This window comes from Pasteurella skyensis (genome assembly GCF_013377295.1).
Lineage (GTDB): Bacteria > Pseudomonadota > Gammaproteobacteria > Enterobacterales > Pasteurellaceae > Phocoenobacter > Phocoenobacter skyensis.
Genome location: NZ_CP016180.1, coordinates 1,186,435 through 1,212,807, shown reverse-complemented (window position 1 = coordinate 1,212,807; position 26,373 = coordinate 1,186,435). Strand labels below are relative to the sequence as shown.

Annotated in this window: 26 protein-coding genes and 1 other RNA gene; 20 read left to right on the top strand and 7 right to left on the bottom strand. The window is 36.8% G+C overall.

All coding sequences use genetic code 11. The annotated features are described in order from the left end of the window. Positions 1-41 precede the first annotated feature (41 nt). The 8 genes from A6B44_RS05915 to A6B44_RS05880 all read left to right on the top strand — a co-directional run bounded on the left by A6B44_RS05915 (position 42) and on the right by A6B44_RS05880 (position 11,802). Entirely contained in the window at positions 42-323 is a 282-nt protein-coding gene (locus A6B44_RS05915) for an integration host factor subunit beta (RefSeq protein WP_090919624.1), read from the top strand. Between the two features lie 39 nt (positions 324-362). Further along, on the top strand, positions 363-647 hold the full coding sequence (locus A6B44_RS05910; protein ID WP_090919628.1) for a LapA family protein: 285 nt from the start codon (positions 363-365) through the stop codon (positions 645-647). Next, on the top strand, positions 647-1,837 hold the full coding sequence (lapB, locus tag A6B44_RS05905; RefSeq protein ID WP_090919631.1) for a lipopolysaccharide assembly protein LapB: 1,191 nt from the start codon (positions 647-649) through the stop codon (positions 1,835-1,837). Before A6B44_RS05910 ends, lapB begins: the two co-directional genes overlap by 1 nt. Positions 1,838-3,312: 1,475 nt before the next feature. Then, complete coding sequence (locus tag A6B44_RS05900; RefSeq protein ID WP_090919634.1) at positions 3,313-3,492, top strand: ESPR domain-containing protein; 180 nt, start codon at positions 3,313-3,315, stop codon at positions 3,490-3,492. 3 nt (positions 3,493-3,495) lie between these two features. Beyond that, positions 3,496-4,854, top strand: coding sequence for a hypothetical protein (locus A6B44_RS05895; RefSeq protein WP_090919638.1), 1,359 nt, complete (start codon positions 3,496-3,498; stop codon positions 4,852-4,854). Continuing rightward, a complete protein-coding gene (locus A6B44_RS05890) occupies positions 4,820-10,438 on the top strand; it encodes a YadA-like family protein (RefSeq protein WP_176673487.1) in 5,619 nt (1,872 codons plus the stop codon). The genes A6B44_RS05895 and A6B44_RS05890 overlap by 35 nt, the downstream gene beginning before the upstream one ends. Before the next feature lie 549 nt (positions 10,439-10,987). Next, positions 10,988-11,085: signal recognition particle sRNA small type (gene ffs / locus A6B44_RS05885), an RNA gene on the top strand. A 33-nt stretch (positions 11,086-11,118) separates the two neighbouring features. After that, positions 11,119-11,802, top strand: coding sequence for a pseudouridine synthase (locus A6B44_RS05880; RefSeq protein ID WP_090922391.1), 684 nt, complete (start codon positions 11,119-11,121; stop codon positions 11,800-11,802). Here A6B44_RS05880 and A6B44_RS05875 read toward each other — a convergent pair. From A6B44_RS05875 to glpE, 3 genes are all read right to left on the bottom strand, one after another. Next, positions 11,797-12,522: a YwiC-like family protein gene (locus A6B44_RS05875; RefSeq protein ID WP_090922389.1), complete on the bottom strand. Its 726-nt coding sequence runs from the start codon at positions 12,520-12,522 to the stop codon at positions 11,797-11,799. The two genes, A6B44_RS05880 and A6B44_RS05875, sit on opposite strands and share 6 nt — an antisense overlap. A 49-nt stretch (positions 12,523-12,571) precedes the next feature. Beyond that, positions 12,572-13,537, bottom strand: a complete 966-nt coding sequence (gene pfkA / locus A6B44_RS05870) for a 6-phosphofructokinase (RefSeq protein ID WP_090922387.1) — start codon at positions 13,535-13,537, stop codon at positions 12,572-12,574. A gap of 112 nt (positions 13,538-13,649) precedes the next feature. Next, positions 13,650-13,973 carry a thiosulfate sulfurtransferase GlpE gene (gene glpE, locus A6B44_RS05865; RefSeq protein WP_090922385.1) on the bottom strand — a complete coding sequence of 108 codons (324 nt, stop codon included), beginning with the start codon at positions 13,971-13,973 and terminating at the stop codon, positions 13,650-13,652. A 163-nt stretch (positions 13,974-14,136) separates the two neighbouring features. Between glpE and exbB the strand changes: the two genes are divergently transcribed. The 8 genes from exbB (at position 14,137) to A6B44_RS05825 (ending at position 21,036) form a co-directional block, all read left to right on the top strand. After that, on the top strand, positions 14,137-14,583 hold the full coding sequence (gene exbB, locus A6B44_RS05860) for a TonB-system energizer ExbB (protein ID WP_090922384.1): 447 nt from the start codon (positions 14,137-14,139) through the stop codon (positions 14,581-14,583). A 51-nt stretch (positions 14,584-14,634) separates the two neighbouring features. Beyond that, the gene (exbD, locus tag A6B44_RS05855; RefSeq protein ID WP_090922381.1) at positions 14,635-15,018 is read left to right on the top strand and encodes a TonB system transport protein ExbD; all 384 of its coding nucleotides are present in this window, start codon (positions 14,635-14,637) and stop codon (positions 15,016-15,018) included. Next, on the top strand, positions 15,018-15,839 hold the full coding sequence (locus tag A6B44_RS05850) for a TonB family protein (RefSeq protein WP_306383798.1): 822 nt from the start codon (positions 15,018-15,020) through the stop codon (positions 15,837-15,839). The genes exbD and A6B44_RS05850 overlap by 1 nt, the downstream gene beginning before the upstream one ends. A 69-nt stretch (positions 15,840-15,908) precedes the next feature. Next, positions 15,909-16,238, top strand: coding sequence for a YbaB/EbfC family nucleoid-associated protein (locus A6B44_RS05845; protein ID WP_090922377.1), 330 nt, complete (start codon positions 15,909-15,911; stop codon positions 16,236-16,238). Positions 16,239-16,331: 93 nt separating this feature from the next. Continuing rightward, entirely contained in the window at positions 16,332-16,937 is a 606-nt protein-coding gene (recR, locus tag A6B44_RS05840) for a recombination mediator RecR (protein WP_090922375.1), read from the top strand. Between the two features lie 21 nt (positions 16,938-16,958). Further along, positions 16,959-18,824 (top strand): signal peptide peptidase SppA, encoded by a 1,866-nt coding sequence (gene sppA, locus A6B44_RS05835; RefSeq protein ID WP_090922373.1) that lies wholly within the window; start codon positions 16,959-16,961, stop codon positions 18,822-18,824. A gap of 12 nt (positions 18,825-18,836) precedes the next feature. Next, a complete protein-coding gene (pepB, locus tag A6B44_RS05830) occupies positions 18,837-20,117 on the top strand; it encodes an aminopeptidase PepB (RefSeq protein ID WP_090922371.1) in 1,281 nt (426 codons plus the stop codon). Between the two features lie 10 nt (positions 20,118-20,127). Further along, positions 20,128-21,036, top strand: coding sequence for a LysO family transporter (locus A6B44_RS05825; RefSeq protein WP_090922369.1), 909 nt, complete (start codon positions 20,128-20,130; stop codon positions 21,034-21,036). Positions 21,037-21,125: 89 nt separating this feature from the next. On the opposite strand, the gene A6B44_RS05820 is transcribed toward A6B44_RS05825, so the two are convergent. From A6B44_RS05820 to A6B44_RS05805, 4 genes are read right to left on the bottom strand one after another with little or no spacing between them, the layout of a single operon-like run. Continuing rightward, positions 21,126-21,422 (bottom strand): YciI family protein, encoded by a 297-nt coding sequence (locus A6B44_RS05820; protein ID WP_090922367.1) that lies wholly within the window; start codon positions 21,420-21,422, stop codon positions 21,126-21,128. A gap of 10 nt (positions 21,423-21,432) precedes the next feature. Further along, entirely contained in the window at positions 21,433-21,876 is a 444-nt protein-coding gene (gene yciA, locus A6B44_RS05815) for an acyl-CoA thioester hydrolase YciA (RefSeq protein WP_090922365.1), read from the bottom strand. Beyond that, a complete protein-coding gene (locus A6B44_RS05810; protein WP_090922362.1) occupies positions 21,866-22,414 on the bottom strand; it encodes a septation protein A in 549 nt (182 codons plus the stop codon). Before A6B44_RS05810 ends, yciA begins: the two co-directional genes overlap by 11 nt. 9 nt (positions 22,415-22,423) lie before the next feature. Continuing rightward, on the bottom strand, positions 22,424-23,161 hold the full coding sequence (locus A6B44_RS05805; protein ID WP_090922360.1) for a hypothetical protein: 738 nt from the start codon (positions 23,159-23,161) through the stop codon (positions 22,424-22,426). Between the two features lie 127 nt (positions 23,162-23,288). Between A6B44_RS05805 and yfbV the strand changes: the two genes are divergently transcribed. The 4 genes from yfbV to A6B44_RS05785 all read left to right on the top strand — a co-directional run bounded on the left by yfbV (position 23,289) and on the right by A6B44_RS05785 (position 26,339). Then, a complete protein-coding gene (yfbV, locus tag A6B44_RS05800; RefSeq protein WP_090922358.1) occupies positions 23,289-23,723 on the top strand; it encodes a terminus macrodomain insulation protein YfbV in 435 nt (144 codons plus the stop codon). A 155-nt stretch (positions 23,724-23,878) separates the two neighbouring features. Then, the gene (gene lolB / locus A6B44_RS05795) at positions 23,879-24,520 is read left to right on the top strand and encodes a lipoprotein insertase outer membrane protein LolB (RefSeq protein ID WP_090922356.1); all 642 of its coding nucleotides are present in this window, start codon (positions 23,879-23,881) and stop codon (positions 24,518-24,520) included. A gap of 1 nt (position 24,521) precedes the next feature. Next, entirely contained in the window at positions 24,522-25,367 is an 846-nt protein-coding gene (gene ispE, locus A6B44_RS05790) for a 4-(cytidine 5'-diphospho)-2-C-methyl-D-erythritol kinase (protein ID WP_090922354.1), read from the top strand. Positions 25,368-25,388: 21 nt separating this feature from the next. Further along, positions 25,389-26,339, top strand: a complete 951-nt coding sequence (locus A6B44_RS05785; protein WP_090922352.1) for a ribose-phosphate pyrophosphokinase — start codon at positions 25,389-25,391, stop codon at positions 26,337-26,339. Positions 26,340-26,373 lie beyond the last annotated feature (34 nt).

Here is a 26,373-nt window from a genome sequence, read left to right as displayed (position 1 = left end):
GAGTATGCGTATCCGTTCATCTTTCGCAAAGGAGAAAAACAATGACTAAATCAGAACTTATTGAAACATTAAGTTATAAATTACCTCATTTACAACTGAAATCAGTTGAACAGAGTGTGAAGTTACTTTTAGAACAAATGAGTCACTCTTTAGAACAAAAACAACGTATTGAAGTCAGAGGCTTTGGTAGTTTTTCATTACACTATCGTCAACCAAGAATAGGCAGAAACCCTAAAACGGGAGACAGTGTAAAATTGAGTGCAAAATATGTACCGCATTTTAAAGCAGGTAAAGAGCTTAAGGAACGAGTGGATTACCGCTAATTAAGTTTAAATAATATCCAGTTGAGTTAGGAGAAACAAATGAAATATATCATTGGAATAGTGGTTATTTTAGCAATTATATTAGTTGCCATTACTATTGGGGCAAATAACGACGAAATAATTACATTTAACTATGTAGTTGCACAAAATGAATTACGTTTATCAACATTAGTTGCAGCGTTATTTGGATTTGGGTTAATTTTAGGTTGGTTAATCACAGGTTTCTTCTACCTTAAATTAAGATTAAAAAATATTGCTTTAAACCATCGAGTAAAACGTCAAGCGAAACAAATTGATCAGTTAACTCTACCAAAGGTTGAGTAATGCTAGAGTTATTGTTCCTATTGCTACCAATCGCAGCATTATACGGTTGGTATATGGGACAACGAAGTGTAAGAAAAGCACAAGACAGTCAAAATAATAAATTTTCCCGTGATTATATGACGGGACTAAATTTTCTTTTATCCAATCAGCAAGAAAAAGCAGTGGATCTGTTCTTATCAATGGTTCAAAACCAAAATGAGGAACAGATCGGTGCTGGTTCTCAATTTGAAGCAGAACTTACCCTTGGAAACTTATTCCGTTCTCGAGGTGAAGTGGATCGCGCCTTAATGATCCACCGCAAATTAGATGAAAATCCCAATTATACTATCGAGCAAAAATTACTTGTAAAACAACAGCTTGCTAAAGACTTTATGAAAGTGGGTTTTTATGATCGAGCAGAGAACTATTATATAGAACTACTTGATGAGCCTGAATTTGCACTCAATTCGTTAACACAATTAATGAATATTTATCAACGCACACAAGAATGGAAAAATGCAATTAATGTGGCGGAAAAACTCATAAAAGTACACCCAACAACAGAGCGAATCTCTCTTTCGCACTATTATTGTGAATACAGCAACGTACTTCAACAGCAGAATAAAAATTTTCTAACCCTATTAAATAAAGCATTAGAAATTAACCCAAATTGCGTAAGAGCATCTATTTTGCTAGGTGATTACTATTCATCAAATCAACAGTACGACAAAGCACTTAATCATTTTCAACAAGTACTCACGCAAGATCCTGATTATATCAGCGAAGTCATAGATAAAATCAAACATTGCTATATTCAGTTAAATACATTAGACGATTTTGAGTTTTTTCTTATCAAAGCAAACCAAATTAAGCATAATAGTGCCATTGATATTGCCCTTGCAGAGTTGATAGAAAGCAAAGATGGAGAGTTAGCAGCAAAATCTAAATTATATCAACAAATAAGTAAACACCCTGATATGATCACCTTCCAACGCTTTATTGAGTATCAAATTAACGAAGTGGAAGGAACAGGTAAAAAAAGCCTAATGTTACTACATAAAATGGTGGGTGAAACCATCACACAACGCTTCAAATACCACTGTATAAACTGCGGGTATCAAGGTATCAGATTAAATTGGTTTTGCCCCTCTTGTCGCAATTGGGAAACCATAAAACCTGTTCAAAGTTTAGAAAATATGATCAATAATTAACACAAATTTTCTGACTATTCGTTTATATCATTCATCCCTTTTCTATAAAATATTTATAAGTCAAAGGGTTAGAAAGATCGAGTTTAGTGATCGAGATACTCATTCTTACTAGCTATTTAATATAAAAAATCGCCTATATTTTAATAAGCGGTTATGGATTTTTGTTTTATTTACTTAATTGCTTAATTGTCCATATAATAGCACTGGTTACCATTATCAACATAATAACAAAAACAATATAATTAAACATATTAATTCTCCTCTTCTAACTTATTGAGATAAGTAATAATACTCTTTACCACAAAGGTAAGCTGTAATGACAAGTACGATAAGAGAATGCTAAAAGGCTGATTTTTAGCTTACTTAACGATTCTATATGGATAAATGTATAACTTATTACGCCAAACAACGCCATTAAAAAAGCAAATAACAAACTTTTTAGAAAGTCTAACGTTGTTTTGATTCTGTCTTTTTTACTCACAAAAATCTACCATAATTGTATTGTAGGGTTATTCTATATTAATTTTATCTTGTAGCATCTGAGCCAAACTAAGTCAAGATGCTTTCTTTTTGTTATGAATAATCATAGCGGTCACATTTCAATAAAAATTTACCAATTAAATCAATAATCATACTACGTCTCCGTTCTCGGTTACTGAGCCTGTCGAAGTATAAGAGAACGCTCACAGAACAAATTCAGTGCCCAAACACCTAACACTTCGACAGGCTCAGTGACCGGTGTTTGGTTAGTTTTGTGATTTTAATTTAGCTTACGGGAGGATAGTTCATTCGCTTCGCTCATTAAATCCTTTGCTACAAACCATTTATAAATCAAAAAGTTAAAAAATCGACCGTAGGGGAGGATTAGCAAACTTGTTTGCGTATATCCTCCCGCTGCTCGATATAAAAACCTCCACAAAACATTATAAGACATAATCATAGCGGTCACATTTCAATAAAAATTTACAAATTAGATCAATAATTTATAGATGTGATATGTTACGTTCCCGTTCTCGGTTACTGAGCCTGTCGAAGTATAAGAGAACGCCCACAGAACAAATCCCGTGTCCAAACACCTAACACTTCGACAAGCTCAGTGATCGGTGTTTGGTTAGTTCCGTGATCGATATTCCTCGCTTCGGCTCCCTGAACCTGTCGAAGGGAAGAGAAGCGCCCACAGAACAAATCCCGTGCCCAAACACCTAACACTTCGACAGGCTCAGCGACCGGTGTTTGACTAACCCCGTGATCGATATTTCACACTCCCTAATCAAAACCACCCCATCCCCACTCTAAATTGTCTATTTTTCACCCAAATAACCTCCATTACTACGATTTTGCTTGCGTTTTTTTTTTTACAATCGGGAAGTTTATACATATTTTTTAACAAAATATTCACGAGGCGGTAAAAGGAATTTACATCAACCTCAGCAAAGTCCTAAGGAAAGGATATCAACTAAAAAGGATACCTGACTATGAACAGCATCTACAAAATCGTGTTTAACAAAGCAACACAAACTTTCACCGCCGTAAGCGAATTAGCTAAAGGCGCCACAAAAACACAAAGCCAATCAACAAAACAAGGGGGTACATTCTTACCAAAATTTGCAAAAATTACTTTGGCAATCTCAATGGTATTGGGCTTTAGTACTTAAGTAATGGCGGTTACCGATGCGGACTTTAATGCATTAAAATCAAGATTGGATAAACTAGAAGGTGTTAATAATACAACATCTAATAATTCTATTGCTATTGGAGGAAATGACAACCTAAGTATAGGACGTTCTATAACATTGGGCGGATTAGCAAACAAGGTTAAAGGGGATTATTCAACAGTGATGGGGGGGTATTCACTAGTAGAGGGACAAGGTTCTTTCGCTTATGGTACTGGTAATATTGCTAAAATAGATGAAATTGCTGGAAATTTAGAGACGAAAACGATAGATGATTATGTAGATATCTTAACTACAGAAGAACAAGGTAAAATAGCGAATGGTACTGCTACAGCTGAAGAAAAGGTAGCAATGAAGAATAAAATTGCAGGCGCTAAGAGATATCTTGGAAGCTTTGCTTGGGGAAATAATGCATTTGCATTTGGTAGAAATAATGTGGCTGGTTACAGTTTTACTAGTGTGCTAGGTGGTATCAATAACAGAGTAAGTGGAATTGAGTCTATAAAATCAGCAATATTAACAGGAGCTGATAATAAAATTGAAGTAACTGTTGGTCTGGGTATGAGTAAATATAATATATGGAAGAGAGACAGTAATGGGGTATTGCAATTTAAATCAAATGGAGATGCAGACGTCATTAAAGATTATGATGCAGTAGGTGGATATACAGGAGGTTCTATTATAGCAGGTGGAGCGCATAATGTAGTTACTTCAGCGGCGTCTTTTGTTGGTGTGGGTATAAACAATAGAGTAGAGGGAATACATGGTAATGTTATAATTGGAGGAGAGTCTAATACTGTAGGACAAAGAGCAAGGACATCAGATTCAGGAATATTTGTAGGGGAAGGAAATGCAGTTGATAGACACTTCTCAAGCATTGTATCAGGACAAAGAAATAGTGTATTAGCACAATCATCAAGTATATTAACAGGGAAATATAATACTGTTAAGGGAGGTAGATCAGCAATCATAGCTGGTTCTTTTAATAAAGTTACAGGTAATGATGCTACAGCAACAGGTGTTTTATCATACGCTGAAGGACAAAGTTCTTTCGCTGGTGGTGCTGGTGATATTACTAAAATAGATGAAATTGCTGGAAATTTAGAAATGAAAGCGATAAATGATTATGTAGATATCTTAACCAAAGAAGAGCAAGCTAAAATAACAAATGATATTGCTACAGCTGAAGAAAAGACAGCAATGAAATTTAAAATTGCAGAAGCTAAAGGGTATCTTGGAGGTGTTGCTAAGGGGGAGGGTTCATTTGCATTTGGTCAAGGGGTAAGATCCTACACAGCTAGCTGGTTCAATGGCATTAGGAACAGAAACCGTAGCAGGTGTTGAAAATGGAAACCAAGAAGCCGTTGCAATGGGCTACCGTGCTAAAGCTGTTGCAGATAAAACCCTTGCTTTAGGTTTTGATGCTGTCGCAAATAATGAAAACTCAGTCGCCTTAGGTTCAAACGCAGAAACCAGAGCCTTTACACAAGTAGATGGAACAAAGGCTATAAATGGTCTTAAATACAAGGAGTTTTCAGGTATTGCAGATGGTGTGGTGTCTGTGGGTAAAACCGCTCACGAAAAACAAATTATTAATGTTGCACCAGGTAAAATTTCTCAAGAATCAACGGATGCCATTAATGGTTCACAACTTTATGCAGCCACTATCGTATTAGGCAATGTCGCTACCTCAGTAAAAGACAATCTGGGTGGTAATGCCGCAATAGATGAAAATGGCAATATTACTTTCACTGATATCGGTGGTACAGGTAAAGACACGATTCAAGAAGCCATTGCATTTAATAAAGGGAATATTGAGACCAATACTGCAAATATTAACGGAAATCGTACCGCTATCGCCACAAAAGCGGATAAAAATGCCGATAACTTGAGTGTTGATGATGTGAATGCTTGGACAACTAAGTTAAATGATGAAGCGGATTTAGCCACACCAAAAGGCAAATTAGTTACCGATACCCAAGTGAAAGCTGCACTAGATACCAAACTGGAAACGAGTGATATCAAGAGCAGTGATAAAACCGTGGGTATCACCACTGCAGCAGGCAACGTGGATTTAAGGGTAAATCTTGATAATACCAGCTTAACTAAAAATGGTAATGGGGTGATTGGTATTAAGGACGGTGGCGTAACTACCGCTAAAATTGCCGATGGCAATGTTACAAAAGCAAAATTAGCCGATGAGGTCACCACTATTTTAGATAAAGTAGGCACAGGCGCGATTGAAACCGCTAATCACAACACTGTTACTGGGGATGTGGTAAAAACCTATGTGGATGGCAAAGTTGCGACAATTAACACAGAAGTGACCAACTTAGGGGATACCGTTAATACCTTAGGTGATACCATTACTCACGTAGGTAAAACCTCAAAAGAGACCGTGAAAGCAGACAATGGCAGCGGTATTAATGTCGTAACAACCCCTGCCACCAATGAGAAAGGCGCTATCTTCACCTTATCGTTAGATGAAGATGAAGTGAAAGCATTAGCGGGCACCACAAACCTTGACACCACCTATTTAAAAACAGACGGTTCAAATGTGGCTAACAAAGCTACCTTTGGTGACCAAGTGGGTACAGACACTTTAGGGACTTCCACAAAATTAGCGCAAATCAAAGCGGTGAAAGCGGTGGATGATAAAGTCAATACGAATACACAAGATATCACCGACTTAGAAGAGAGTGTCACCACAAAACTGGCTAAAAAAGCCAATCGCAATGCCACAAACTTAAATGCGAATGATGTAGCGGCGTGGAAAGCGAAAATCGATACCAACTCCATTGAAACGGTTACCGCAGGTGAGGGTATTGATGTCTCTGGTGGGACAGCTGCGACAAACAAAGAATGGGTAGTGGCACTATCACAAGAGACCAAAACACAATTGGAAAAAATTGATGATAATACCGCTGCTTTAGCAGGCAAAGCCAATATCAGCTTAGATAACATTTCTTCAGATGGCACGGCGGTGATTAAAAATGCCGCAAGAGATGCCGTAGAAGTGGCGGTCAATCCCGCGACAGACGGTGTCTTAAAATTAGTGAAAACCGCTTCAACGGCAAATCACAAAGACACCTACACCCTATCGATTGACGAGACGAAGTTAAACGACAAAGTCGCTGAAACCTTTGCGAAAAAAGATGCCAGTAACTTAACTGATGGCGATATAGCGGATTGGAAACAAGCCCTTGATATCGGTAATATACTCACACAAGCGAATTTAGCTGACCGTTTATTATTAACAGGCTCGAATGTTGGCAGTGATGACAATAAAGTGAAGTTTGGTAAAAACGTCGGTAAAGGTGAGATTACGGGTGATACCACACAACTTGTTCAAGAAAAAGCGGTAAAAGCGTATGTAGATGCGGCTAAAGCGGATGTTATTACGAATATTGATAACAGCGTGACTAACGCAATGGGTAATCAAACCATTGCTTATAAGGCTGGCAGTACAACCAAAACAGTGAAACTGTCAGAGGGCTTTAACTTTACGAATGGTACAGACACGGTTGCCTCAGTGGGCGATAACGGAGACGTATCGTTTGACTTAAATAATACCGTAAAAGGTCAATTGGCAAGTATTGCAGATAAGTTAGACCGTGCTGCCTTAAATACCATTGAAAGTGACGATATCACCGTGAGCAATGGGGGAGACTTAACCGCAGGTAAAGTGAAACTCACCCTAAAAGAAGCCAGAGTGAAAGCGTTAGCCGGAACCACAAACCTTGAGACGGATTACTTAAAAGTCGACGGTTCAAATATTGCTAACAACAAAGCGACCTTTGGGGATGCCGTGGGTACCACGGATTTAACCAAAACTACCGAGTTAGCCCAAATTAAAGCCGTGAAAGATGTGGATGATAAAGTGAAGGTCAATACAACGGCTATCACAAACTTAAACACCGATTTAACCACCCAAATCACCAATGTGGGTAAAACCTCTAAAGAAGAAGTGGCAGTAAAACCAAACAGTGGTTTAACTCTTGATACAACAGCGGCAACCGCCAGCAAAGGGGCGAAATACACCCTGGGTTTAGATGTAGATAAAATCAAAGAAATAACAGGTACCACAGACCTTGCTACTACCTACTTAAAAATAGACGGTTCGAATATTGGTGATGAGGCAGCGAAAGCGACCTTAGGTTCGAAAGTAGGTAAAGGTGAAATTACGGGCGACACCACTCAGCTTGTTCAAGAGAAAGCCGTTAAAGCTTATGTTGATACAGCGGTGGGTGGTATAGGAAAACCTAAAGACGGAAAAGACGGTTATATCGGCGTTGACGGTAAAGACGGCAAAAATGGTGTCGGCATTGACGGAAAAGACGGTATTACGGTGAAAGGCAAAGACGGTAAAGACGGCGTTACTATCAAAGGTGAAGACGGTGCCAATGGCACCAACGGTGTAATCGGGCTTAATGGGCACGATGGAATCGACGGTAAAGATAAAAAAGCTGTTTCAGCCGACATCAAAGTGGTTAATGGTAGACCGGGTGTTGATGGTAAGGATGGAGACAGCTTAACCCGTATTATTTACGAAGATGAAGCAGGAGACACCCATACTGTTGCCACAATGGATGATGGCTTAGTGTTCAAAGGTGATTCAGGTGATAAAGTCACCCGTAAGCTCAATGACACCTTAAATATTAAAGGTGGTGTAACCGATGAGAACAAACTGACTGATAACAACATTGGTGTCATTAACGATGGTACGAATGGTTTAGCGATTAAACTGGCAAAAGAGTTAACAGCTTTAGATTCAATCGTATTTGGTGCAGCGAAAGGAAATGATATTGTTTCCATCTCTACTGAAGGTGTGAATGCAGGTGGTAAGAGAATTACCAATGTAGGGGATGCCACAGCAGAGACTGATGCAGTTAACTACAAACAGTTAAAAGCAGTTGAAACCGCGGTTGTTAATGCAGGTGCAGGACTGAAATTCACAGGTAATACCGCAGATGAAGTTGCAGTGGTTGCAGGTGGAACCTTAGTGGTTGAAGGACAGAAAGGCACAGACCCTGCGAAGAACTTAACGAAAGACTCTGACTTTGCAGCAGATAACCTCTTTGTAGATACCACAGATGGCAAGTTAGAAATCAAACTGGCGAAACAACTGCAAGGTGTTGAGGGTATCGGTATTGCGGGTAAAGACGGCAAAGATGGCGTTGGCATTGACGGAATAGACGGTATTTCAGTTAAAGGTGATAAAGGTGAAGTGGGTATCAACGGAAACAATGGGATTTCTATTAAAGGCGAAGATGGCAAAGATGGCTCAATCGGTTTAAGTGGAAAAGACGGCATTACCGTTAAAGGAAAAGACGGTGCCAATGGCACTAACGGTATAATCGGACTTAATGGGCACGATGGAATCGACGGTAAAGATAAAAAAGCTGTTTCAGCCGACATCAAAGTGGTTAATGGTAGAGCGGGTGTTGATGGTAAGGATGGAGACAGCTTAACCCGTATTATTTACGAAGATGAAGGTGGAGACACCCATACTGTTGCGACAATGGATGATGGCTTAGTGTTTAAAGGTGATGTGGGTGATAAAGTCACCCGTAAGCTCAATGACACCTTAAATATTAAAGGTGGCGTAACAGCGGCCGATAAACTCACTGATAACAACATTGGTGTGGTTAATGATGGTACGAACGGTTTAGCGATTAAATTAGCAAAAGAGCTCACGGGTATTTCGTCAATTACTAACACAGCAGGTGGTGGAAAACTGACATTAAGTGATACAGAGAATAGCGTATCAGTCAATGGGGGCAGAATCACCCATTTAGGCGATGCCACAGCAGATACCGATGCGGTTAACTACAAACAGTTAAAAGCACTGAACAAGGGTCAAGGTATTGATGTTGATAAATGGAAAGATGCAATATTGTCAACCATTAGCTTCTTTAGTGGTAGCACGGGTACGGGAGCAAATTATAAACAGGGTAATACTGAAGAACAATTTGACTTAAGTAAACTTGCCTTTGACTTTGGTGATGGCTTAAAAGTGGAAAAACAACAAAGCAAAGACGGTAAACAAATCGCTCATATCACTTTAGATAAGGATGCATTGAAAAATGACCCTGACTTTAAAGGTGCGAAAGGTGATGACGGTGCCGCTGGTGCGAATGGCGCCGATGGTCAATCTGCTTATGAGGTTTGGAAAGCACAACCAGGTAACGACGCTAAAACACAAGATGACTTCTTAGCTGCTTTAAAAGGCGCAAAAGGTGACAAGGGTGATAAAGGCGATAAAGGTGACAAAGGTGACAAAGGCGATGCAGGCAACGGCAATGGAGGCAATGGTGCTGAAATCAAGGTTGCTGTAACAGACGATGTTGTATTAGACAAGGATAATCTCTCAAAAGAGGAAGTCGTGAGCAACAAGGGTGCCTTAAGCATCAAAGTCGGTAAAAACCTTAATGCCAAAACGGTGATGAACGGCAATGATAAACAGCTGGTTATTTCCACCACACCTGAAATCAAAGTCGATAAAGTCACTGTAGGCAATATCACCTTAAACCAATCCGGTTTAACAGTGAAAGAAGGTGCGGATGTCAATATTAATATGGGTGGAAACCAAATCCACAATATTAAAGCCGGTACTGCACCAACGGATGCCGTGAATGTGTCTCAATTAGCGAAAGTGGAAGAGTCACTCTCTACCCGTATTGACAGTGTAGAAAAAGCCGCAAGCGGCGGTACTGCGAGTGCGATGGCATCAGCCAGCTTACCACAGGCTTATGTCCCAGGTAAGAGTATGGTGTCATTAGCGGGCGCGAGCTATGACAAAGCGAGCTCAATGGCCGTAGGATTGTCTTCTATCTCTGACAATGGAAAATGGATTATCAAAGGAAACATTAACGCGAATACTGAGAAGAAATTTGGTATTGGTGTCGGTGTTGGCTACCAATGGTAATGTAACACAGGGCGGAAGAGGAGTTCTCTCTTCCAGTCCAACCTAGCAGGTGGTGGTTGAGAACAACTTGAGGGTTACTAGTCCTCTCTCTCAATAACACTTGACCACCACAGCACTCACCCCTTTCATTTGGAAGGGGTGTTTTTTTATGGTGCAAAATAAAATGTTTACAGAACGAGTTCGGAGTATAGACACCTAATGCTTCGACAGGCTCAGCAAGCGGTGTTTTTTGATGACTCAACGGCATTCTTCGCTTCGGCTCCCTGAGCTCGGTTATTGAGCTTGTCGAAATATTGAAGGGCAGAGAAGCGTTCACCAAACTAATTCAGTGCACAAACACCTCACACTTCGACAAGCTCAGTGACCGGTGTTTGGGTAGTCCAGTGACTCAGTTTAGAGATTAGTGTTGTAGATAAAAGAAAACATAGCGGGTAGATTGTGCTAAAAATTTGCAAATTTGATTTGTTTACTACTTGTTTCTTAAGAAGAATTTCTTTATAATCCGCAACTATTGTGTTGCTTTATAAGTGATGCAAATCAATGAGGGCGTTTTTGGTGCCTCGCAATGGAGTTCAGTTTACTTGGTCAGGTTCGGAAGAAAGCAGCCAGAATTGATTTTCCGTGTGCCGAGGGTTTGCTGGGAATGCCCTCACCCTTTTTCTCTCATTTTGAGTATCTTAATGACCTCCACTAAACCAAAATTTAAATCTAGCTCAGTAAAAGCTAAAACTAACCTTAAGGCTACAACTAAAATCAAGGCTCGTAGACCTTTACCTTCTTTTGCAGAAACAATAATAGTTTTATTTAACAAACCTTATGATGTGTTAACGCAATTTAGTGATGATTCAGGACGTAAAACATTAAAAGATTTTATTGATATCGCAAATATTTATCCTGTTGGTCGCTTAGATCGTGATAGTGAGGGATTGCTATTGTTAACTAATAATGGACAAATTCAGCACCGTTTAGCTAATCCTAAATTTGAGAAGGAAAAAACCTATTGGGTACAAGTGGAAGGTGAACCTTCGCTAGACGATTTGGAGAAGTTACAGCAAGGTGTAATATTAAAAGATGGATTAACTAAAGTTGCAAAAGTAAAACATATTGAACCACCTGAATTTAATTGGCAAAATGCACCTAAAATACGTGAACGTAAAAGTATTCCAACAAGCTGGATAGAATTAACGATCACAGAAGGCAAAAATCGTCAAGTAAGACGAATGACCGCTCATATTGGTTTTCCTACACTACGTTTAATTCGTGTTGGTTTAGGTGAGTTTAAGTTGAATAGTTTAGGTAGTGGTGAATATCGCATTTTAAATGATGATGAAAAACATCAATTATTTAAACAGTTGAAGTTATGAAGCGATTAAACAGAGCGTAAAGATCGTGATAATTAAAAATTCCCACATTCCTATTTGTTTAATATTAAGATTTTTTCTTGGTAATATGATTGCACGAATTAATCCACATAAATAAGCAAAAGCGATAAAATAGTAGCTAAATAAAGCATAACCTATCATCAGTACAATATGCGACTGTAAGCTGAGTTTTCGATAGCGTGGATTTTTACGCTCTCGAGCAACGCTTTTAACATAAAAAGTTGTGGCAATAAAAAACAGAGTTGGGTGAATTAATATATCTATATTATATTGTTGAGTGGTTAAATAATAGCTTGCCATCCCCACAATACCGAAAATTAAATAGCCTGTAATGTCGTTAATAAAATTACGTTCATCTTTTTGTTTTGTATAGTAAATTTGGATGAATATAAGCGGTATCATTGGAATAAAAAATTGCAAAATTTGAGGCTGATAAAAAATAGCAGGAAGAGCAAAAATCAGACTGATAATGGCATAAATTATTGCCCATTTTTTATTTCTAGCCGTTGGTTTTTTATTAATTTTACTTCCACGAAATAACGCAAGAAATGGATAAGAAAAAAGATATAAAAATAGCCAAGAAAGCGTGAAGAAAATATAAATAAAATGGAAATGCGTGAGGCTTATACCATATAAAAGTGGTACGAATGCCATCACTAATGCACCATATTGGTTTGAAATAACGGGTTTATCTTTTATCATTTTCTTATATAAAAATAAAGGCTAGCAAATGCCAGCCTTGAATAAATAATTAGAATAGTTTTTTTGCTACTTCAAAGAGTTTTTCATCAAACGGACGTTTCATTGTCGTGATTGCTTCAATAATGTCGTGATGTACAAGCTTGTCTCTTTGCATTCCTACACAACGTCCTGCGTGTCCTTCTAGTAATAATTCAATGGCATAAACCCCCATACGAGAGGCTAAAATACGGTCAAATGCACAAGGTGAACCACCTCGTTGAATATGTCCTAAAATAGTTGCACGAGTTTCATTGCCTAATCTTGCTTCGATCTCTTTTGCAAGTTCGTGCACGTCACATTTATGTTCTGTAATAGCTACAATTGCGTGGCGTTTTCCTTCATTTAGATCTGTTTCAATATTTCTGATAAGATCTTCTCTATCAAATTCTTTTTCTGCAGTAACAATATAATCACAACCACCCGCAATTGCTGCGTTAATGGTTAAATCGCCACAGTAACGTCCCATAATTTCTATCAGTGAAATACGACGATGTGAGGTTGATGTGTCACGTAAATAGTCAATTGCTCTTAATACCGTTTCTAAAGCAGTTTGATAGCCGATACAGTAGTCTGTACCTGGAATATCGTTATCAATAGTACCTGGTAAACCAATACAAGGGTAACCAAATTCTTCAGTAATAAGTTTAGCTCCCATATAAGATCCATCTCCACCAATCACAATCAAAGCATCAATATTATGCTTTTCTAAGGTTTTGACTGCTTGTTTACGCACTTCTGGATCTTTAAATTCTGGAAAACGAGCAGAACCTAAGAATGTGCCACCTCGATTTAATTTATCTGCAACAGAGTGATGTTCAAGCTTAATCACTTGATCGTGATATAAACCATAATAGCCATCTGTAATACCATAGACCTCTAGGCCTTCTTTTAGTCCTGCACGAACAATCCCACGAATTGCGGCATTCATACCCGGTGCATCACCACCACTGGTTAAAATTGCAATTTTTTTAATCATAAAATATCCTTAAAATAGTGTTAAATTTATTAAAATACGAAATGGCGTAAAGGTTACCTTATTCGCTTCTTTGATTCTAGGAAAAATTGTTGAAATTAGTAGAAATTTTGTTCTAACAGCCCATTTCTATAGGTAACCCAGCCTTTTGCCATGCTTCAAAGCCCCCTGTTATGCTGTAAATATCATCAAATCCTTGCTCAATAAAAAATTGCGCCGTGTTGCGACTACTGATGCCGTGATAACAGATGATCATAATAGGTTGATCGTATTCACAACTATTAAGAAACTCTTGACAATTTTGATTATTTAAGTGGATGGCGGTTTTAGGATACGAATGGTTGTAATGTATGGTATTTCGAATATCGACAATAATGGCATTATCAGTGTTTACTTTTTCCCACGCTCGTTGGGGACTAATTTCAATAAAGTTGTTCATATAATAAAAGTGAGTGTAAATTTGTGCCTATTCTAACGTAAAAGCCGTCTAACAGAAAGTTAAGTTTTTTATGCTAAGAATATTGAAATTGTCCTTAGATCAATTATAATTGATAACGGTTATCAAAGTTACTTGATAACTCTTTTTTATTTTGAGGATATTTATGGAATCTTTATTTCAATTTTTGCATTATAACAGTGACTACATTATTTTTGGTCTCTTAGTTTTAATGAGTATTGTGTTAGTTTGGAAAGTAATTGAGCGAATTCTGTTTTATAAGAATGTGGATGTAAATGACTATGCAACTATTGAAGAGTTGGAGATTGATTTAACTCATAACCTCACTACTATTTCAACTATTGGCTCAAATGCGCCTTATATTGGTTTGTTGGGTACAGTAATTGGTATCTTATTAACTTTCTATAATCTTGGACACGCTGGCGGTGATTTAGATGCGGGTTCGATTATGGTGAGTTTATCTTTAGCACTAAAAGCAACCGCATTGGGGATTTTAGTCGCTATTCCTGCGATGATGTTTTATAACGGTTTTAATCGTAAAGTGGATGCGAATAAATTGATGTGGTTAGCACAGCAGAAAAAATCATCTTAAAGAAAACAAGCGGTTACTTGATCGTAAAAATTTACAAATTTTAGGAAAATAATGAAAAAGTTTGATGAAATAAATATTATTCCTTTTATCGATATTATGTTGGTGTTATTGGCTATTGTGTTAGTAACAGCTTCATTTATCTCTCAAGGGAAAATACAGGTTAATGTGCCTCAAGCTAGTACCACCACAACATTTCAAGCAGATGACCTTGCTAAGTTATTGACCATTAATGATAAAAATGAGTTCTATTTTAATGATAAATTAATTACTAAAGAAGAGTTAGAACAAGAAATGGAAACTTGGGATAAAACACAAAAGGTGACGTTAAAAGTTGATTCTGCGGTAACGTTTGATAAGTTTGTGGAGTTAACCGATTTACTTGCTAAAAATGAAATCAAAAATGTAGCTATTGTGACGAAAAAAGAGCAAAAATAATGAAGCATAATTCTCGTATTGGTTTTATCTCCTCACTTTTGATACACGGTGGTGTGTTTGCAGCAATTTTTGTTGCAATTAAAACAGCTGATCCAGTTAATTATGTTGAAAGTGAAGTGACGAGTATTTCAATGGAAATGTTGACGGCTCGCTTAGAGCAACAGCAGGTTGCGGTGAGAACGGAAGTAGCTCCACCTCCTGAGCCTGAAAAAGTCGTTGAAGAAGTTGTTGAACCAAAGAAAGTTGCGGTTCCCGTACCCGAAAAAAAAGTAAAACCTTTAGAGAAGAAAAAAGAGAAAAAGAAAGAAAAACCGAAGAAAAAGCCTAAACCTAAAAAGAAACCAAAGAAAAAGCCTAAAAAGCGCCATAAAAAGAAAAAGCATAGAACTATTAAAGCTAAAGAAGTCGGTAAAGTTGCTAGAAAAGGTGTGGTTGAAAAAGCAAAATTCAATCAAGGCAAACAAGATCAAGCGGGTAGAAATAACGGTTCGAAAAATGGTAATTCCGTACAATCAGGCAAGGTTTCGTCTGGTATTGTGAATGCGTATAAAGCACGCTTACAACGCGCTTTGCAACGTCAAGCAATGCGTAGTTACCCTACTAGAGAGAAAAGAATGTATAAAGAGGGGATTGTGACGATTGCATTTACAGTTAATTCATCAGGAAATGTAGTGGATGTGAAAGTTGTGAAGTCGTCAGGTAATCGTAATTTTGATAGAGCAGCAATGAAAGCAGCAAAAAGAACCAAGATGAATTCATCTCCACCTGGAGGCGTATTACATATTACAGCTGTACCGATAAAATTTTCATTGCAGCAATAACTTGCCTTAATTAACGGTGTTCAGTAAAATGACACCGTTTTTTATAATTAAATTAAGAGGAATTATCCAATGATGGGAAAAGGTGGTTTAGGCAATTTAATGAAACAAGCTCAGCAAATGCAGGAAAAAATGCAGAAGATGCAGGAAGAGATTGCAAAGCTGGAAGTGACAGGGGAATCTGGAGCAGGTTTAGTAAAAATTACTATTAATGGTGCTCACAGCTGTCGTCGTATTGAAATTGATCCATCTTTAATGGAAGATGACAAAGAAATGTTAGAAGATCTGATTGCTGCGGCTTTTAATGATGCAGTACGCCGAGCAGAAGAATTACAAAAAGAAAAAATGGCAAGTGTGACTGCGGGTATGCAATTACCACCAGGAATGAAAATGCCATTTTAAGCACTCCTTGTGTTATTTATTTCTGTAAAACAATAACTCATAAAAGGCGGATAAATTTTATTCGTCTTTTCTCTATCTAAGTGATAAAAATTTATGCAAATTAGTCCGTTACTTGAAAATTTAATTGAAGCGTTAAGAGTATTATCTGGCGTTGGCCCAAAGTCAGCACAACGAATGGCTTACCAACTTTTACAACGTAATCGTTCTGGTGGGTTAAATTTGTCCAAAGCATTAGAGGATGCAATGACTCATATCGATCATTGTGAATTATGTCGCACTTTTACAGAACAAAAAATTTGTAATATTTGTAAAAATCCACGTCGACAAGCAGGTGGGCAGTTATGTGTTGTTGAAACCCCAGCAGATATTCAAGCGGTGGAACAGATAGGGCAGTTTTCAGGACGTTATTTTGTGTTAATGGGGCATTTATCACCGTTAGATGGTATTGGACCTCGTGAAATTGGATTAGATATATTACAACAGCGTTTAGAAACAGAATCTTTTTATGAAGTGATTTTGGCAACTAATCCAACCATTGAGGGTGATGCAACAGCAAATTGTATTGCTCAGATGTGTTTACCTTATAATATTAAAGTCACACGTATTGCTCATGGTATTCCTGTCGGTGGAGAGCTTGAAATGGTTGATGGTACAACACTTTCACATTCCTTTGTTGGAAGACGAGATATTAATACCTAAAAGTTCAGGAGTAACTTCATTATGATGACACTTTTCAAAAAATTGTATCAAATTTTTCGTTGTTTAAGAGAAATAGTAATAAATGTATTTTTTATGGTATTTATTATTATTTGTCTTGCCGTATTTTCATTGATACAGAGTGATAAACCTCAAAATCAGCAAGTCGCTAATTTTCAATCTGGTGCATTAGTTTTAAACCTCAATGGTTATTTAGCGGATAATCACGATGAATTGGATGATTTTTATCGTTTATTACAATCTGAAGTTGGAACGACAGAGCAACCTGCTAAAATCTCTATTTTTGATCTAACACGAGCGATCAAACGTGCTGCCTATGATGAAAAAATTACAGGAATAGTACTTGATTTACAGTTATTTTCTGGTGGTGATTTTCCTTCTATTGAATATGTAGGAGAGATACTCAAAGAGTTTAAAAAAGTAAGCAATAAGCCTGTTATTGCAATAGGGGAACATTATTCTCAAAAGCAATACTATCTGGCAAGTTTTGCAGATAAAATTTATCTTAATAAAGCAGGAGCGGTTGGTTTACACGGACTCAGTTATTCTAATTTATACTTTAAATCTTTATTAAATAGTATTGAAGCACAGCCTCATATTTTTCGAGTCGGGACTTATAAATCTGCCGTAGAGCCTTTTATTCGTGATGATATGTCACCAGAAGCGAAACAAAATGCAACACTATGGTTAGATGGTTTGTGGAGTAATATTCAACAAAAGATAGCTGAGAATAGACAAATTACAAAAGAGAATGTGCTACTACCATTTAACCGTTATATGATTCAATTTAACCAAGCTAATGGTGACGAAGCAACTTTTGCATTAAATCAACAGTTAGTGACAGAGTTGGTGACTAAGCCTCAAATGTTATCTATTTTAAAAGAGATGTTTGGGGAGGATTATGATCAAGATTATCAGCATATTAATTATATTGATTATGCAACATTATTGCCTAGTCGTTTCTATGTTGAGGGTAATAAAATTGCAGTCATTAATGTTGAGGGTGAAATTATTTGGGGAGAAAGTGATAATAACACGGCGGGGAGTGACACTCTTATTGAGCAATTACGTATAGCCAGAAATTCGGAAAGTGTAAAAGGCGTGATTTTACGCGTAAATAGTCCTGGTGGTAGTGCATTAGCTTCTGAGCTTATTCGCCAAGAAATTGAAGCTATTCAACAATCAGGTAAACCTGTTGTAACGTCAATGGGCGGAATGGCAGCTTCTGGTGGTTATTGGATCTCTGCTACAACGGATAAAATTATTGCAAGCCCTAATACATTAACAGGTTCAATTGGTATTTTTGGTTTAGCAATGAGCTTTGAAAAAACCGCTAAAAATGTAGGTGTTAATGAAGATGGTATCGCAACATCCTTACTTGCTAATCAAAGTCCATTTAAAACTTTGAGTAAAGAGCAGGGCGAACTTATTCAATTAAGTATTGAAAATGGTTATAACCGTTTCCTTGATTTGGTGAGTCGTGGTCGTACAATGACTAAAGAGCAAGTCGATAAAATTGCACAAGGACAAGTGTGGTTAGGACAACAAGCCGTTAAAAATGGTTTAGTGGATAAGCTGGGTGATTTTGAGACCGCTTATGATGAATTAATGGCAGTTATTAATACTCAAAGAGCTGAGCAAGAAAAACAAAAGCTGGAAAATCTTCCTGCTGTTTGGATTTTACCTCAAGAGAAGGGATTATTTAGCAGTTTAGTCAGAAATTTTAAAATGAATATTCAAGTTAAATTAACTCAGTGGCTGGACATTCCTTTTGTAGAACAAATAAAACAAAAAACACCTTTTGTTCCAAAATTAAATGATCCAAAACAGAGTTATTTATATTGTTTAAATTGTGGCACAGTCAAATAAAAAGGACATATAATGAAAGTTTATTTATCAACACAATCAGCCCCTGCGCAATGGGGGAAAAATGCCTTAATTTCATTTAATGATGCAGGTATTAGTGTTCATTTAAGAGATGATACCCTTAATAGTATTCAGCAGGCAGCAAGAAAGATTAAAAATCAAGGTATTACAACGGTTTCTTTAATTGGTGATGAATGGAAGTTGGAAGAGTGCTGGGCATTTCAACAAGGTTTTGTCAGTGTTAAAAATAAAGGTGAGATTAAGTTTCCAACACTTACAGAGCAAGAGCAACGTGAATTAGATGCACGTATCCAATGTAGCCAGTTTACAAAAGACATTATTAATGCACCTTCAGATGTTGTTACTCCTGAAGCCTTAGTTCAACAAGCGGTTACATTTATTCAAAAATTTGCAAATAATGATCATCTTTCATATAACATTATTAGTGGAAGTGCATTACAAGAGCAAAATTATCAAGGCATTTGGGCTGTAGGTAAAGGGGCTGTTAATCCACCTGCAATGTTACAACTAGATTATAATCCAACGGGTAATGAAAATGCGCCAGTTACAGCTTGTTTGGTTGGTAAAGGGATTACCTTTGATACTGGTGGTTATAGCTTAAAGCCAAGTAATTCAATGGAAACAATGCGCACCGATATGGGCGGAGCAGCGTTGTTAACAGGTGCATTAGGGTTAGCTATTGCTCGAGGTTTAAAACAGCGTGTAAAACTTTACTTATGTTGTGCCGAAAATTCAATTAGTGGCCAAGCAATGAAACTGGGTGATATTATTCATTATAGTAATGGCGTATCTGTTGAAGTATTAAATACTGATGCTGAAGGGCGTTTGGTTTTAGCTGATGGTTTAATTGAAGCAGATAAACAAAATCCTAACTATATTATTGATTGTGCAACTTTAACGGGTGCTGCTAAAATGGCGGTGGGTAATGATTATCATAGTGTGCTTTCTATTGATGATCATTTCGTTGAGCAATTATTTAGTTCGGCAAAAGTGGAAAATGAGAAATTTTGGCGCTTACCATTTGAAGCGTTTCATCGCAATCAAACTGCGTCTTCTTTTGCTGATATTGCAAATGTAGGTTCTTTACCTGCTGGAGTGGGGGCTGGTGCAAGTACGGCAATGGCATTTTTATCTTACTTTGTAAAAGATTATACACAAAACTGGTTACATATTGATTGTTCAGCCACTTTCCGTAAATCACCAAATGAACTATGGGCAGCAGGGGCAACTGGGATTGGAGTAAAAACTCTGGCAAACTTATTATTAAAATTCTAAGGGTGTTCAAATGTTATATGGTTTATCTATTGTTTTTGTGCCACTTTTAATCGGTTATTTTATTAAAATTAGCCAAAAGAGATGGTTACTTTTAGTAAATCATCTTTTAAATTGGTGCTTTTATTCTATACTTTTTTCAATTGGTTGCTCATTAGGGCAACTTAATAATCTAAATACAGTATTGGCAGATATTGGTTATACGGCATTTTTAATGGCAGTAATAGTTCAAATCTGTAGTATCGGTTGTTTGTTCTTATTTGATATTTTATTTCCTTTCCATTTAGAGGCACAGAGTAATGAGCCGCCACCCTCTCGCCTTAAACTCTTATTTGAATCACTACTGTTATGTTTAACTGTGTTATTAGGTGGGTTTGTTGGATTTTTCTCTAAAGGTATCATTGCATTTTCACCCCATTTAAGTGTTTATCCTCTTGTTGTAATGATCTTATGCGTAGGGATTCAATTAAAAAATAGTGGGATTCCATTAAAAGAGGTGTTTGCGAATAAAAGAGGGCTTCAACTTTCTCTCGTTTTTGTCCTTAGTGGAGCGATGAGTGGCATACTTATTGCTATTTTTTGTGAATTTTCTTTTGCTAAAGGGCTAATGTTTGCTTCTGGATTTGGTTGGTTTTCACTCTCTAGTACATTAATCGGTGACGCATTAGGTACTGTTGCAGGCTCAACGGCATTCTTTAATGATCTGTTCCGTGATATTTGCTGCTTTTTTACTATACCTTTTTTTATGCGACGTTTTCCTTCAACCGCAGTGGGACTCGGAGGGGCTACTTCATTTGATGTCAATTTACCTTTAATTCAAAAAACAGGTGGAATGCAAGTCGTTCCAATGGCAATTAGTTTTGGATTTATTATCAATATACTCGTACCACTATTTTTGTCATTCTTTATTGGATTAGTGTAAAGGAAGCGGTAAGATTGTTACAACTTTTTACAAAATAAAAAAAGGCAGATCAAATTCACTGATCTGCCTTAGTTTTTGTAGACCAAAAACTAAAATACTTTAAGGAAAGGTTTTACAATCACTTCACCATAAACCCCTGCTTCGACATAAGGATCTTCACTTGCCCATTGTTTTGCTTCTTCCAATGAGTTAAATTGAGCAATAACCGTTGAACCAGTAAAACCTGCTTCTGCTGGTGTTTCACTATCAATAGCTGGGTTTGGGCCTGCGGTGAATAAGCGATTTTCTGCTTGTAATTGTTTTAAACGAGCTAAATGTTGCTCACGTACTGCAAGACGTTGTTGTAAGGTATTGGGTTTGTCTTGAGCAAAAATAACGTAATACATCGTGCTTCTCCTATTGATTAAGTAATGTTAATGCTTCATCAAGTTCAGGGTTATCTTCTCGTGGAATAGGACGAGATTTTCCATCTTTTCCTACTGCCACAAAAGTAAACTCCGCTTCTGTTACACATTCTCGTTCACGTATACCGTCGTAAACACGTTTAATAAAAATTTCTACTTTAACTTGTAATGATGAACGTCCAATGCGAGTACATTTGCCATAACAACAAACGACATCACCCACTGAAACAGGGCGCAGAAAGTGCATTGAATCTACCGAAACGGTTACGACTCTGCCTTTAGCAATTTCTTTTGCTAAAATTGCGCCACCCATATCCATTTGAGACATAATCCAACCACCAAAAATATCTCCATTGGCGTTGGTGTCAGAAGGCATTGCGAGAGTTCTTAAAATGAGTTTACCTTCAGGCTCTCTGTATGCGTTTTTATTTTTCATTATTTTGCTCCTGTTGCTTTAAATATGGATAGAGATAAACGCCTGTAATTACAGTTGCCACAAGGCTTAATCCTGTTAAACCAAATACTTTGAATGTATACCAAGTATCATTAGACATAAAGTGGCTAATGTACATATTAAGTAGCATACAGAATATAAAGAACAATGCCCAACCTAAGTTGATTTTATTCCAAACAGCATCGTCTAATTGAATTTCTTTACCAAGCAGGTGTTTAATAATGGGATTTTTTAAAATAAATTGACTGAAAAGTAGTGCTAATGCAAATAATCCATTAACAATGGTTACTTTCCATTTTAAAAAGCTATCATCATTAAAATAAGCGGTTAAACTACCAAAAACTAATACGAATCCAGCGACAAAAAGTTGCATTTTTGTAATGCTACCAAAGAGAACTTTAAATAATATAAGTTGAATAGTGGTTGCAACCACTAATGTAATGGCCGCCTCTTGTGTACCAAAAAGTTTATAGGCAACAAAGAATAAGACTAAAGGAATAAATTCAAGAAATTGTTTCATTAGTAATCCTTATAATTGACGATAAAGCTGATAGAAACGAAAGCTAAATACGATAACAAACACGCCTATAAATGCACTGATAATAGCAGAGAGAATAAGTATAAACGAACCGTTTCCCAAACGCTCAAGACTATTGATAATAAATAGAGGCAAAAATGAAGAAAGTAAACAGAAGAGGATAAGCGGTCGCATTTTTCCTTTACTCAATCGAAAAGTAAAAGAAAGCGTTTCAGTCACACTTTTTTGAGGTTCTTCAATCAAATAAACATAAGTCGTGAGACAAAGTTTGGCAAAAAGGTAAAACCCCATTGCAACAATAGGTAATGCAACAAGACTTATAGACGATTTACCATTGATAGCGAAAGACGCAACCGCATTAATTGTAAATGCGAGTGGGATAGCGCTAATAATATTGAGTATAACCAAAGGGAAGAAAGAGTTTACTATTTTAGTAACAGGTTGGAAAAAGTGTTTGTAGCTACCATTGGTGACAGATTTTATATTTAAAATAATAAGCGCAGTAAAAAGCAACGTCAGAATAAGTAACACAACAGTTGGTATTATTACAGATAACATTCCTTCAGGGTTACCACCGTTTACAGATAACTCCATAGGAAAAAACTGTAAGATAACAAATTGACAAAGCTGAATGAATAGCATTGCTCCTATTGCAAAAACAGAAAATTGGTGTTGATTACGCATAAAATTCCAACTATCTTGAAATAGTTGCATAAATTTAATTGGCATTGAATGGTTCCTTAAGCTAAAACTATATTTTCAGATTATAACAATACTTTAACTTATCTGCATTATCTATTGTAGATTTTTGAGAGTTAGCTACAATGGTGATATTAAATTTTAAGCGGATAATATTATGTATGACACACTAAAAGCAGGGCAAGACTATATTGAGACTTTTCCTAATCAAAAAAAACTTAATTTGTTTATGCCTGATTATCGCTTTATTAAGTGGGTTAAGTTCGCTCAAAAAGTAATGCCAGCCTTTGCTTGTTTTGCGATTGTTTGGCAATATTTCTTACATAGTCCCACTCAATTTATTTTAGTCAATGTTTTAATTACTGCGTTATTTGCATTGAGCATTCCCTTTCAAGGATTGTTTTGGCTTGGCAGAAGAGCCAAATCTCCTTTGTCACTGTCTTTGCTAAAATGGTATGAAGAATTACGAATGAAATTAATCAGCGAACAGATCGTAGTAGAAGAACAAGCGATGCCTTCCTATCAAGATTTTGCAAATTTACTTCAGTTAGCAGAGCAAACTTGGGGTGAGCAGTATTTTGATGAATTCTAAAATTCTAAATTTGTAAATTTTTAATATAATGTCACCGCTACAATTCGGCACTTTAGTCGTTATATTCAGGATGGTATCACTCAATATTTTACAGCTGATCTTTTTATTAAAATCTGTTATATTGTGTTTTCAATTTTTCGATTCATAGTAACCAAATGAATATAAATTCTGTTTTAAAATTAAGTTTGATCACTGCAGTGACGCTACTATCAGGCTGTAGTTCTATTTTAAATGCACCTACACAGGTGGAAAAGGGCATTACTGTTCCTCATAATGATTCGCAATGGCAAGCTCACCTTAAGCAACTTGAAAAAATCAAACATTATCAGGCTGATGGACAGTTTGGTTATATATCTAAACAACCTAAAGAACGTTTTTCTTCTTCATTCAAATGGCATTATCAAAATCCACAACATTTTAGTTTTATCCTGTCTTCAAGTTTATCTAATCAGTCTTTAACCTTAAAGCGTAGCTCACAGGGGTTAACTATTTTGGATAATAAGGGCAATCAGCATACAGAATCAGATATTAATAAATTAATGATACAAACAGTGGGTGTGGCTTTTCCTATTGATCAATTTGGTGATTGGTTAAAAGGATTACCTACAGAAAATACAGACTATGTGGTAAATCAAAAACGTCAATTATCACAGTTTCGTTATCCTTTAAAAGGGCAGGTTTGGGTAGTAAGTTATGTGAGTTACGATGAAAATCAACAGCCTCATTTACCGAAACTAATTATATTAGAAAATGGTAATCAAACATTGAAAATACGTATTGATAATTGGAAAAATTAAGATGTTTTTACCCAGTCCTGCAAAATTAAATTTATTTTTATATATTAATGGTAGACGAGCGGATGGCTATCACGAATTACAAACGTTGTTTCAATTTTTAGATTTTGGTGATGAGATTGAGATTGAAATAACTCAAGATGGTAAGATTGAATTATTAAATGAGATCGAAAATGTTCCTATTGAGCAAAATTTAATTTATAAAGCTGCAAAATTATTACAAAATCATACCGCTTACACTAACCCTAAATTAGGGGCAAAAATGACTGTAACTAAAAGACTACCTATGGGTGGGGGAGTTGGTGGCGGTTCATCAAATGCGGCAACGGTTTTAGTTGGGTTAAATCATTTATGGAAATTAGGGCTGTCACTGCAGGAGTTAGCTGATTTAGGTTTGAGTCTAGGGGCTGATGTGCCAATTTTTGTGCAAGGAAGAGCTGCTTTTGCAGAAAGTGTAGGGGAAAAACTGACATTTTGTGAGCCAAAAGAGCAGTGGTACCTAGTGTTAAAACCGAATGTGCATATTTCTACCGCAGTGATTTTTAATGATCCAAATCTTCCTCGAAATACATCAAAATTTACTTTAGATCAATTATTCTGTAAAAAATGGGAAAACGATTGCGAAAAAATAGTAAAAGATCATTATTCAGAGGTTGAAGATCTTATCAACTGGTTGGTACAATATGCACCAGCTAGGCTTACAGGTACGGGTGCTTGTATTTTCGCTGAATTTGATACTAAAGAAGCAGCAGAGAAAGTCTTTTTATTAAAGCCAGAGGGAGTGAATGGCTTTATCGCAAGAGGGCAAAATATATCCCCTTTGCATCAAAAACTGAATTTATTTTTTTAAACTACTAGAGGTTCTTACACAATGTCCGATCTTCAAATTTTTGCAGGGAATGCGGTTCCTGAACTTGCAAACCGAATTGCAAACCGTCTTTATACTTCGCTAGGAAATGCAACGGTTAGCCGTTTCAGTGATGGTGAAATTCAAGTGCAAATTAATGAAAATGTACGAGGTGGCGATATTTTTATTGTCCAATCCACTTGTGCGCCAACCAATGACAACTTAATGGAATTAGTTGTTATGATCGATGCCCTTCGTCGTGCATCTGCTGGTCGTATTACAGCGGTCATCCCTTATTTTGGTTATGCGAGACAAGATCGTCGTGTGCGTTCAGCTCGTGTTCCAATTACAGCAAAAGTTGTAGCAGATTTTCTTTCTACCGTGGGGGTAGATCGTGTATTAACTTGTGATTTGCACGCAGAGCAAATTCAGGGTTTCTTTGATATTCCTGTGGATAATGTATTTGGTTCTCCAATTTTAATTGATGATATTTTAAAGAAAACAGATTTGGAACGTCCAGTGGTAGTATCACCAGATATTGGCGGAGTTGTACGTGCTAGAGCAGTAGCAAAATTATTGAATGACACTGATATGGCAATTATTGATAAACGTCGTCCAAAAGCGAATGTTGCACAAGTAATGAATGTTATTGGTGATGTGAAAGATCGTGATTGTATCTTAGTGGATGATATGATCGATACAGGTGGGACACTCGGAAAAGCGGCAGAAGCATTGAAAGAGCGTGGTGCAAAACGTGTGTTTGCTTATGCAACTCACCCTGTTTTTTCAGGCAGTGCAGCAAAAAATTTAAGTAATCCAGCATTAGATGAAGTTGTGGTAACGGATACTATCGGTTTAACACCTGAGATTCTTGCTTTAGGTAAGGTAAGACAATTAACCTTATCAGGAATGCTTGCGGAAGCGATTCGTCGAATCAGTAATGAAGAGTCGATTTCAGCGATGTTTGGTGCTTAATTGTTATAAGACCCGGTGGAAATATTGGGTTTTT

Coding starts and splice junctions, on each gene's coding strand:
- A6B44_RS05915 (WP_090919624.1), top strand. CDS start 42: ATGACTAAATCAGAACTTATTGAAACATTAAGTTATAAATTACCTCAT.
- A6B44_RS05910 (WP_090919628.1), top strand. CDS start 363: ATGAAATATATCATTGGAATAGTGGTTATTTTAGCAATTATATTAGTT.
- lapB (WP_090919631.1), top strand. CDS start 647: ATGCTAGAGTTATTGTTCCTATTGCTACCAATCGCAGCATTATACGGT.
- A6B44_RS05900 (WP_090919634.1), top strand. CDS start 3,313: ATGAACAGCATCTACAAAATCGTGTTTAACAAAGCAACACAAACTTTC.
- A6B44_RS05895 (WP_090919638.1), top strand. CDS start 3,496: ATGGCGGTTACCGATGCGGACTTTAATGCATTAAAATCAAGATTGGAT.
- A6B44_RS05890 (WP_176673487.1), top strand. CDS start 4,820: ATGGCATTAGGAACAGAAACCGTAGCAGGTGTTGAAAATGGAAACCAA.
- A6B44_RS05880 (WP_090922391.1), top strand. CDS start 11,119: ATGACCTCCACTAAACCAAAATTTAAATCTAGCTCAGTAAAAGCTAAA.
- A6B44_RS05875 (WP_090922389.1), bottom strand. CDS start 12,522: ATGATAAAAGATAAACCCGTTATTTCAAACCAATATGGTGCATTAGTG.
- pfkA (WP_090922387.1), bottom strand. CDS start 13,537: ATGATTAAAAAAATTGCAATTTTAACCAGTGGTGGTGATGCACCGGGT.
- glpE (WP_090922385.1), bottom strand. CDS start 13,973: ATGAACAACTTTATTGAAATTAGTCCCCAACGAGCGTGGGAAAAAGTA.
- exbB (WP_090922384.1), top strand. CDS start 14,137: ATGGAATCTTTATTTCAATTTTTGCATTATAACAGTGACTACATTATT.
- exbD (WP_090922381.1), top strand. CDS start 14,635: ATGAAAAAGTTTGATGAAATAAATATTATTCCTTTTATCGATATTATG.
- A6B44_RS05850 (WP_306383798.1), top strand. CDS start 15,018: ATGAAGCATAATTCTCGTATTGGTTTTATCTCCTCACTTTTGATACAC.
- A6B44_RS05845 (WP_090922377.1), top strand. CDS start 15,909: ATGATGGGAAAAGGTGGTTTAGGCAATTTAATGAAACAAGCTCAGCAA.
- recR (WP_090922375.1), top strand. CDS start 16,332: ATGCAAATTAGTCCGTTACTTGAAAATTTAATTGAAGCGTTAAGAGTA.
- sppA (WP_090922373.1), top strand. CDS start 16,959: ATGATGACACTTTTCAAAAAATTGTATCAAATTTTTCGTTGTTTAAGA.
- pepB (WP_090922371.1), top strand. CDS start 18,837: ATGAAAGTTTATTTATCAACACAATCAGCCCCTGCGCAATGGGGGAAA.
- A6B44_RS05825 (WP_090922369.1), top strand. CDS start 20,128: ATGTTATATGGTTTATCTATTGTTTTTGTGCCACTTTTAATCGGTTAT.
- A6B44_RS05820 (WP_090922367.1), bottom strand. CDS start 21,422: ATGTATTACGTTATTTTTGCTCAAGACAAACCCAATACCTTACAACAA.
- yciA (WP_090922365.1), bottom strand. CDS start 21,876: ATGAAAAATAAAAACGCATACAGAGAGCCTGAAGGTAAACTCATTTTA.
- A6B44_RS05810 (WP_090922362.1), bottom strand. CDS start 22,414: ATGAAACAATTTCTTGAATTTATTCCTTTAGTCTTATTCTTTGTTGCC.
- A6B44_RS05805 (WP_090922360.1), bottom strand. CDS start 23,161: ATGCCAATTAAATTTATGCAACTATTTCAAGATAGTTGGAATTTTATG.
- yfbV (WP_090922358.1), top strand. CDS start 23,289: ATGTATGACACACTAAAAGCAGGGCAAGACTATATTGAGACTTTTCCT.
- lolB (WP_090922356.1), top strand. CDS start 23,879: ATGAATATAAATTCTGTTTTAAAATTAAGTTTGATCACTGCAGTGACG.
- ispE (WP_090922354.1), top strand. CDS start 24,522: ATGTTTTTACCCAGTCCTGCAAAATTAAATTTATTTTTATATATTAAT.
- A6B44_RS05785 (WP_090922352.1), top strand. CDS start 25,389: ATGTCCGATCTTCAAATTTTTGCAGGGAATGCGGTTCCTGAACTTGCA.